The sequence below is a fragment of the Nocardiopsis lucentensis DSM 44048 genome (assembly GCF_000341125.1).
Taxonomy (GTDB): Bacteria; Actinomycetota; Actinomycetes; order Streptosporangiales; family Streptosporangiaceae; genus Nocardiopsis; species Nocardiopsis lucentensis.
Genome location: NZ_ANBC01000222.1, coordinates 1 through 8,150, shown reverse-complemented (window position 1 = coordinate 8,150; position 8,150 = coordinate 1). Strand labels below are relative to the sequence as shown.

Annotated in this window: 8 protein-coding genes; 6 read left to right on the top strand and 2 right to left on the bottom strand. The window is 72.9% G+C overall.

The genetic code is table 11. The annotated features are described in order from the left end of the window. The 3 genes from D471_RS0107395 to D471_RS0107385 form a co-directional block, all read left to right on the top strand. The coding region (locus tag D471_RS0107395; protein ID WP_017598023.1) for a M20/M25/M40 family metallo-hydrolase at window positions 1-677 on the top strand (677 nt) is incomplete at its 5' end. Between the two features lie 94 nt (window positions 678-771). Beyond that, window positions 772-1,761 (top strand): S66 peptidase family protein, encoded by a 990-nt coding sequence (locus D471_RS0107390; RefSeq protein ID WP_017598022.1) that lies wholly within the window; start codon window positions 772-774, stop codon window positions 1,759-1,761. Between the two features lie 52 nt (window positions 1,762-1,813). Continuing rightward, a complete protein-coding gene (locus tag D471_RS0107385; protein WP_017598021.1) occupies window positions 1,814-2,236 on the top strand; it encodes a hypothetical protein in 423 nt (140 codons plus the stop codon). Here the strand turns inward: D471_RS0107385 and map are convergent. Next, window positions 2,223-2,993 carry a type I methionyl aminopeptidase gene (gene map, locus D471_RS0107380; protein WP_017598020.1) on the bottom strand — a complete coding sequence of 257 codons (771 nt, stop codon included), beginning with the start codon at window positions 2,991-2,993 and terminating at the stop codon, window positions 2,223-2,225. The two genes, D471_RS0107385 and map, sit on opposite strands and share 14 nt — an antisense overlap. Window positions 2,994-3,071: 78 nt before the next feature. Here map and D471_RS0107375 point away from each other — a divergent pair, with 78 nt between their 5' ends. The 3 genes from D471_RS0107375 (at window position 3,072) to D471_RS0107365 (ending at window position 6,148) form a co-directional block, all read left to right on the top strand. Then, on the top strand, window positions 3,072-3,347 hold the full coding sequence (locus tag D471_RS0107375; RefSeq protein WP_017598019.1) for a helix-turn-helix domain-containing protein: 276 nt from the start codon (window positions 3,072-3,074) through the stop codon (window positions 3,345-3,347). Between the two features lie 146 nt (window positions 3,348-3,493). Further along, complete coding sequence (locus D471_RS0107370; protein WP_017598018.1) at window positions 3,494-5,446, top strand: acyl-CoA dehydrogenase family protein; 1,953 nt, start codon at window positions 3,494-3,496, stop codon at window positions 5,444-5,446. After that, window positions 5,447-6,148 (top strand): PadR family transcriptional regulator, encoded by a 702-nt coding sequence (locus tag D471_RS0107365; RefSeq protein ID WP_017598017.1) that lies wholly within the window; start codon window positions 5,447-5,449, stop codon window positions 6,146-6,148. It abuts the gene before it with no gap. On the opposite strand, the gene D471_RS0107360 is transcribed toward D471_RS0107365, so the two are convergent. After that, window positions 6,055-8,076 (bottom strand): WD40 repeat domain-containing serine/threonine protein kinase, encoded by a 2,022-nt coding sequence (locus tag D471_RS0107360; RefSeq protein ID WP_026127502.1) that lies wholly within the window; start codon window positions 8,074-8,076, stop codon window positions 6,055-6,057. The genes D471_RS0107365 and D471_RS0107360 overlap by 94 nt on opposite strands. Window positions 8,077-8,150: the final 74 nt, after the last annotated feature.

The window sequence follows — 8,150 nt, the reverse complement described above, 5'->3', positions numbered from 1 at the left end:
GGCCGCCCGCCGACAACGCCGTCGGCGCCCTGGCCGCCGCGATCGCCCGGATCGACGCCTACCGCTGGCCCCTGCGCCTGACACCGGTGACCCGCGCCGCGGTCGACGCGATCGCCGCCGCTCTGGAGGTCGAGCGCGTGCCCGGGGACACCGACACCGACGAGGCGGTCGACGCGCTGATCGCCCGACTGAACGCGGCCGCTTCGCTCGTGGCGCCGACGGTGCGCAACTCGGCGACGCCCACGACGCTGGCGGCCGGATACAAGGTCAACGTGGTGCCGGGAGAGGCGGTCGGCGGGGTGGACGGCAGGGTCCTGCCGGGGGCCGAGGAGGAGTTCGCGAGCGCGATGGACGCGCTCACCGGGGAGCGCGTGGACTGGGAGTACGAACACGCCTCGCCGCCGGTGGCCGCCCCCCTGGACTCGGGCGCGTTCCGGGCGATGCGGGCGGCGCTGGTGGCCCACGACCCCGGCGCGCACGTGGTCCCCGTCTGCATGGCCGGTGGCACGGACGCCAAGGTGTTCGCCCGGCTGGGGATCGACTGTTACGGCTTCTCCCCCATGCGGCTGCCGGAGGGGATGGACTACCCGGGTCTGCTGCACGGAGTGGACGAGAGGGTTCCTCTGGAGGGGCTGAGATCCGGGGTGGGCGTGCTGGACGCGTTCCTGCGGGCCTGAGGGAGCGGTCCGCCGGGGGGCGGAACACGATGCGGACGGTCTGCGTCCGACCGGAGACGGCGACGACCATGGACGGTGACGGGTGGGGAGGACGATGACCGAGGTGCGTGGTGCGCGGGAGGCCGTGGCCAGGGCCGTGCGGAGCGCCCGGGGCGTGCGGGAGCTGGTCCGGCCGCCCCGGCTGCGGGAGGGGGACCGCGTCCGCCTGGTGGCGCCGTGCAGCCCCGTTCCGGCCGCCCGGTTGGCGGCCGCGGCGGAGGTACTGGGCGAGTGGGGTCTGCGGGTGGAGTTCGCGCCACACGTCCGCGAACGTCACCCGCGGCTGCCCTACCTCGCCGGGCCGGACGCCACACGGGCCGCCGACCTCCAGGAGGCGTGGTGCGATCCGGACGTGGCCGCGGTGTTCTGTGTGCGCGGAGGCGACGGGGCGCACCGGACCCTGGACCTGCTGGACTTCGACGCGATGCGCCGCGCACGCCCGAAGGCGTTGGTGGGGTTCAGCGACATCACCGCGCTGCACGAGGCCTTCGCCGTCGAACTGGGGGTGGCGACGGTGCACGGACCGGTCGTGGGGACCCGGTACTTCGTGGGCGACCAGGTCGCCCAGCACGAGCTGCGCACGACCCTGTTCGCCCCGGAGCAGCGGACGGTGCTGACCTCCCCGGGGGCACACGCGCTGGCGCCGGGACGGGCCCGGGGGGTGACCTTCGGCGGGAACCTGAGCCTGCTCAACGACGGTCTGGCCACGCCGCACAGCAGGCTGTCGGCCGACGGGGGCATCCTGCTGCTGGAGGACGTCGGGGAGGACGTGGCGCGGATCGACCGGATGCTCACCCACCTGTTGCGGACCGGCTGGCTGGACGGGATCGCCGGGGTGGCGCTGGGGACGTGGACGGACTGCCCTCCGGACCTGGGGGTGATCGCCGACCTGATGCGCGACCGTCTGGCGCCGCTGGGCGTACCGGTGCTGTGGGGGTTGGAGTTCGGCCACTGCGCGGCTCAGCTGACGGTTCCGCTGGGGGTACCCGCTCAGCTCGACGCCGAGGGTGGCAGCCTGGAGCTGGCCGTCCCCGGACTGGAGTGAGGCGCGCCGGACCCATTGACCTCAATTAATGTTGAGGTTGCACGATGGCCGCATGGCTTCGACACACGACACCACTCTCCTGTTCCACAACACCATGCGGATCACCCCCGGACACCTGGACGAGTTCCGGGAGGCGATCCGACGGGCGGTCGAGTTCACCGAGCGACACGCGCCGCAGCTGATGGTGCAGGTCTTCCTCGACGAGGAGCGGATGCTGGCGCACAGCTTCCAGCTCTACCGCGACTCGGCCTCCGTCCTCACCCACTGGCAGCTGTCCGACCCCTACATCCGCGACGTGATGAAGCACTGCTCGGTGCGGGCGTTCGAGGTGTACGGGGAGCCCGACCAGGAGGTGGCGGACGGGCTCGCCTCGCCGGAGTTCGACTTCTCCGCGGCCTTCCTGCCCCGGCTCGCTGGCTTCACCCGCCCCTTGGGGGAACCGCTCCCCGGACAGGAACCGGTCACGGGACCGTGAGGACCACCGGCCCCTCCTCGGTGACGGCGACGGTGTGCTCGACGTGGGCGGCACGGGACCCGTCGGCGGTGCGCACCGTCCAGCCGTCGTCGGCGTGGACGTAGGCGTCGGTTCCGCCGCGCACGAGTTGGGGTTCGATCGCGATCACCAGCCCGGGGCGCAGGACCACGCCCCTGCCCGGACGCCCCTCGTTGGGGACGTCCGGGGCCTCGTGCATGACGCGGCCGATGCCGTGACCGCAGTGGTCGGCGGTGAGGCCGTACCCGGCGGCGCGCGCCCGCGCGCTGATGGCGTGGCCGACGTCGCCCATGCGCGCACCGGGACGGGCGGCGGCGATCCCCCGCGCCAGGGCGGCCTCGGCATCGGCGATCAGCCGCACGTCGGCGGGGTCGGGGGCCTCGCCGACCAGGAAGCTCACGGCGGCGTCGGCCGACCAGCCGTCCAGCCGGGCGCCGCAGTCGACGCTGACCAGGTCGCCGTCCTGCAACGCCCGCCCGGTGGGGACGCCGTGCACGATCTCGTCGTTGACGCTCAGGCACACCACGCCGGGGAAGGGCGTGGGCGCCCAGGACGGGTGGTAACCGCGAAAGAGCGGCTCGGCCCCACTGGCGGCGATGACGTCGGCGGCGGCGCGGTCCAGTTCCAGACCGGTGCGCCCGGGGGCGGCGACGGCCCGCGCGGCGGCCAGGGCCCGCGCCACCACGCGTCCGGCCTCGCGCATCCGGGCGATCTCCTCGGGGGTCTTCAGTTCGACCACGGGGCTTCCTCTCCTGGCATGGGATATCTATACCGGTATTACTATACGACCCACGGCGGTGCGGGCTACACTCTCGGCATGGTTCGTGAACCGCTGACCGCCGACCAGATCGAACGGGGCCGCCTCCTCGGGGCCCTCCTGCGCGCTGCCCGCGCCGACCGGACGATGGTCGACGTCGCGCGTCAGGCCGGGATCTCGGTCGAGACCCTGCGCAAGATCGAGGGCGGCCGCGTCCCCACTCCCGCCTTCTTCACCGTGGCCGCCGTGGCCACCGCGCTCGACGTCTCCCTGGACGACCTGCTGCGCAGGGTCCACGACACCGCCGCCGCCCGGGAGACGGCCGCCGCCGTCTGACCCGACCTCGGCGCGACGCCCTGGCCCGCCCACCCGTACCGTGGGGGCCACCACAGCCGCGTCTCGGGCGTGTTCCCGACACGCCCGGGCCCGGCAGTGGTAGGCACGGGAGTGGCCGCGCCGTCGAGCACCACCAGGGGGAGACCATGACCGACCGGGCACTACGCGTGGACGAGGCCGAGCTGCGCGGCCTCCTGGACGGACGCTGGGCGAGCGTCCGCGAACGCGCCCGCGACCTCCTCCAGGGGGACGAGTTCGCCCCGGTCCACGGGCTGTCGGTGGAGGACCACCGCGCCCGCGTCCTCACCCAGCTCAAGACCCTGGCCAAGACGGAGATCCCCGCTTACGGCTTCCCCGAGTCGGTCGGCGGAGCCGACGACATCGGCGCCTCCGTCGTCGCCTTCGAGATGCTCGTCGCCGACATGTCCCTCATGGTGAAGGTGGGGGTGCAGTGGGGGCTGTTCGGCGGGGCGATCCGCGCTCTGGGGACCGAACGCCACCACGCCGCGTACCTGCCCGACGTCATGTCCGTCGACCTGCCCGGCTGCTTCGCCATGACCGAGACCGGACACGGCTCCGACGTCCAGCACCTACGCACCACGGCCGCCTACGACCCCGCGACCGAGGAGTTCGTGGTCCACACCCCCGACGAGTCGGCGCGCAAGGACTACATCGGCAACGCCGCCCGCGACGGCCGCATGGCGGTGGTCTTCGCCCAACTGCGCACGGACGGCGCCGACCACGGCGTGCACGCCCTGATGGTGCCGATCCGGGACGAGGACGGCTCCCCCGCCCCCGGAGTGCGCATCGAGGACTGCGGCGCCAAGGCCGGGCTCAACGGTGTGGACAACGGCCGCCTGTGGTTCGACCAGGTGAGGGTGCCGCGCACGAACCTGCTCAACCGGTACGGCGACGTCGCCGCCGACGGCACCTACTCCAGCCCCATCGACAACGAGAACCGGCGCTTCTTCACCATGCTCGGCACGCTCATCCGGGGCCGGATCAGCGTGGCCGGGGGCTCGGGCACGGCCACCAAGGCGGCCCTGGCCATCGCCACGCGCTACGCCGACGTCCGGCGCCAGTTCACCCGGCCCGCGGGCGACGGCCAGCCCGAGCGCGAGGTCCGCATCCTTGACTACCTCGCCCATCAGCGCAAACTCCTGCCCGCCCTGGCGCGGACCTACGCCCTGCACTTCGCCCAGGAGGAGCTGGTCTCCCGCCTGCACGAGCTGTCCCGTTCCCCCGAGCGCGACGAGCACGCCCAGCGCGAACTGGAGTCGCGGGCCGCCGGGCTCAAGGCGGTGGCCACCTGGCACGCGACCCGGACGATCCAGACCTGCCGGGAGGCGTGCGGCGGCGCCGGGTACCTGGCGGAGAACCGCATCCCCCAGCTCAAGGCCGATTCCGACATCTTCACCACGTTCGAGGGTGACAACACGGTCCTGGTCCAGCAGCTCACCAAGGGCCTGCTGACCGACTTCCGGGAGTCCTTCGGCGACCTGGACCAGCTGGCGTTGGCGCGCTTCATGGCGGGCCGGGTGTTCGAGGGCGTCATCGAGCGCACGGCGGCCAAGCCGCTGATCGACCGGCTGATCGCGGCCGCTCCGGGGCGCGGCGAGGAGGCCGACCTGTACAACCGGGGCTGGCAGCTGGAGCTGTTGGAGGACCGTGAGAAGCACGTGGTCGAGGGGCTGGCGCGGCGGCTGCGCCGAGCCCGCCGGGACGGCAGCGACGCCTTCGAGGTGTTCAACCGCGCCCAGGACCACGTCCTGGCGGCGGGCCGGGCGCACATGGACCGGGTGGTGCTGGAGGCGTTCGTGGCGGGGATCGACCGCTGCGGGGACCAGGCGACCGCCAAGCTGCTCAGCCGGGTGTGCGACCTGTACGTCCTGTCGGTCGTGGAGGAGGAGCGCGCCTGGTTCCTGGAGCACGAACGCCTGTCCACCGCCCGTGCCAAGGCGGTCAGCCAGGCGGTGAACGACCTGTGCCGGGGGCTGCGGCCCTACGCGGTCACGCTGGTGGACGCCTTCGGCCTGCGCGACGAGTGGCTGGGCGCCCCGATCGCCCTCGGCGCGGAGCACGCGCGCCAGGGCGAGTAGATGTCGGCGATCAGACTGCTGGTGCTGGGCGCGGTCCGCCTCCACGGCCGCGCCCACGGCTACCAGGTGCGCGCCGACCTGGAGCACTGGGGCGCGCACGAGTGGTCGACGGCCAAGCCGGGGTCGATCTACCACGCCCTCAAGCAGTCGGCGCGGCAGGGGCTGCTGGTCGCGCACGAGGTCGCCCCGTCCACGGCCGGTGGACCGCCCCGCACGGAGTACGAGATCACGGAGGGGGGCGAGGAGGAGTACCTCTCCCTGCTGCGCGCGGCGCTGTCCGCCCACGACGAGCGCTTCGACGTGCTCTCGGCGGCGCTCGGGTTCATGGTCGACCTGCCGCGCGCGGAGGTGTTGGAGCTGCTGCGGAGGCGGGTCGGGGCGCTGGAGTCCTGGCGGGAGCACGTCGCGGAGCACCGGGCCCCCGCCGGGGATCCGGGGGCGACCGGGCACATCGAGGAGATCATGGACCTGTGGACGCACACGGCGGAGTCGAACGCCGTGTGGACCCGCGCACTGATCGGCCGGATCGAGGGCGGCGCGCACACCTTCGCGGGTGAGGGCGGCGCCCCCCTTCGACGGGCTGCTGGCCGAGGACGCCTAGGCGGTGCTCAGTCGAGTGGCCACAGGTACACGTCGCCGTTACGGGCGATGGCCAGGGTACTGCCGTCGGGGCTGAAGCGCGTCATCGAGAGCCCCAGGTAGAACGGGCTCATGGGGAACCTGGTGACCTCCTCTCCGGTCTCGACGTCCCAGAGCACGGTGGCGCCGTCGTCGCTGACGGCCAGGGTGGAACCGTCGGGACTGAAGGTCACCTCGTAGATCACGCCCTGGTGGTCGGGGAAGGCGGTGATCTCGCGCCCGCTCTCGGGGTCCCACAGCCGGACGGTGCTGTCGACACCGCCGGTGGCCAGCATGGTGCCGTCGGGACTGAACTCCATCGTGTGAACGTAGTCCTCGTGCCCGGTGAGCTCGGCGATCTCGTCCCCGGAGCCGACGTCCCGCAGATGGGCGGTGCCGTCGCCGTGGCCGATGGCCAGGGTCCCTCCGTCGGGGCTGAACTCCAGTTCGTAGGCCCCAGCCCCGGAGTCGTCGATCAGACGTATCCGGTCCCCGCTTCCGGTGTCCCACAACCCGGCCATGCCGACGGAGACGGCCGCGGTGGCGCCGTCCGGGCTGAACGCCGTCGGCCAGGCGAAGTTCCCGCCGACGAGGGGAACGATCCCGTCGCCGCTGTCGGCGTACCACAGCCGGAGGGGCCCGTCCTCGGCCAGGAAGGTGAAGGGGTCGTCCTCGTCGTCACCCGCGATGGTGATGTCCGTCGAGCCGGTCCAGTCCTCGGCCAGGGAGAAGTCGAGCCGCTCACCGGACTCGACGTCCCACAGCCAGGTGGCGCTCCCGGTTCCGGCGGCGTTGCCGACCCCGGTGGCGAGCATGGAGCCGTCGGGGCTGAACACCACCGACCGCACGGCACCCTCCCCATCGTGCTCGAAGGTCATGTCCGGGCTGGTCCCACTCGTACCGGAGCCGAGGAGACCGCCGTCCCCGGAGTCGCGGGAGCCGTTCCCCGCGGTTCCACTCGCCCGGTCCGACCCGGACGCGTTCGTGACCAGTTGGACGCCGACCCACAGGAAGAGCGCGACGACGGTCACCGCGGCGCCCGCGCCGAGCAGCCACGTGCGCGTGGAGTTCCAGCCGGACCCGCGGTGTCCCGGTGCCACCGGCTCCGCCGAGGGCCGGACCGCCGTCGGGGGTGGGGCAGGCGGGGCTGGTTGGGGAGGCGACGCGGACGAGGGTACGACGGCGGTCGGGTGCGGCCAGGATCCGTGCAGATCGTGCTCCGCGAACCGGGAGAGGATCTGGGCCGGGGTGGGGCGCCGCGCGGGATCGTGGTTCCAGCAGTCGCGGATCAGCGCCCGCACCCGCGGATCGATCTTCCCCGGATCGGGCGCGGGACCGATCAGACGGCGTAGGGTCTCGGCCATCGTGGCCCCGACGAACGGATTGACTCCCGTGGCGGCGTAGGCGAGCACGGTCCCCAGCGAGAACACGTCCGAGGCCGGGCCCACCCGGGACCCGTCGGTCTGCTCCGGGGACATGTACGGCAGTGTTCCGAACACCGCGCCGTGCGTGGTCATGCTGTTGACGTCCAGCGGACGGGCGATACCGAAGTCGATGATGCGGGGTCCGTCGTGGGCCAGGATGATGTTGCCCGGCTTGAGGTCGCGATGGACCAGATCGCTGGAGTGCACCGCCGAGAGCCCCTCGGCGAGCCCGACCGCCAGAACGTGGAGGGCCGGGGGCCGGAGGGGACCGGACTCACGTACGGCCCGCTCCAGGGTGGGGCCGGGGATGTGGGCGGTGGCGATCCAGGGCGCCTCGGCGTCGGGGGCGGCGTCCACCACCTGGGCGGTGTGGAAACCGCCGACCCGTCGCGCCGCGTCGGCCTCGCGGGCGAAGCGGGAGCGAAACTCCGGGTCCTGGGCGAGTTCGGAACGGATGACCTTGATGACCACCTGCCGTCCGGAAACGGTGCGGGCGAGGTAGACCTGGCCCATCCCACCGGCTCCCAGTCGGGCGGTGAGGCGGTAGGGGCCGATGTGAGGGGGGTCTGTGGGGTGCAGGGGGTCCACGGTGTCGGCTTTCTACCAAGGGGAGGGGTGGTGGTCCGTGTCGCCCGGGGATTATGTCAGCAACCCCTGGAGTC

Coding starts and splice junctions, on each gene's coding strand:
- D471_RS0107390 (WP_017598022.1), top strand. CDS start 772: ATGACCGAGGTGCGTGGTGCGCGGGAGGCCGTGGCCAGGGCCGTGCGG.
- D471_RS0107385 (WP_017598021.1), top strand. CDS start 1,814: ATGGCTTCGACACACGACACCACTCTCCTGTTCCACAACACCATGCGG.
- D471_RS0107375 (WP_017598019.1), top strand. CDS start 3,072: ATGGTTCGTGAACCGCTGACCGCCGACCAGATCGAACGGGGCCGCCTC.
- D471_RS0107370 (WP_017598018.1), top strand. CDS start 3,494: ATGACCGACCGGGCACTACGCGTGGACGAGGCCGAGCTGCGCGGCCTC.
- D471_RS0107365 (WP_017598017.1), top strand. CDS start 5,447: ATGTCGGCGATCAGACTGCTGGTGCTGGGCGCGGTCCGCCTCCACGGC.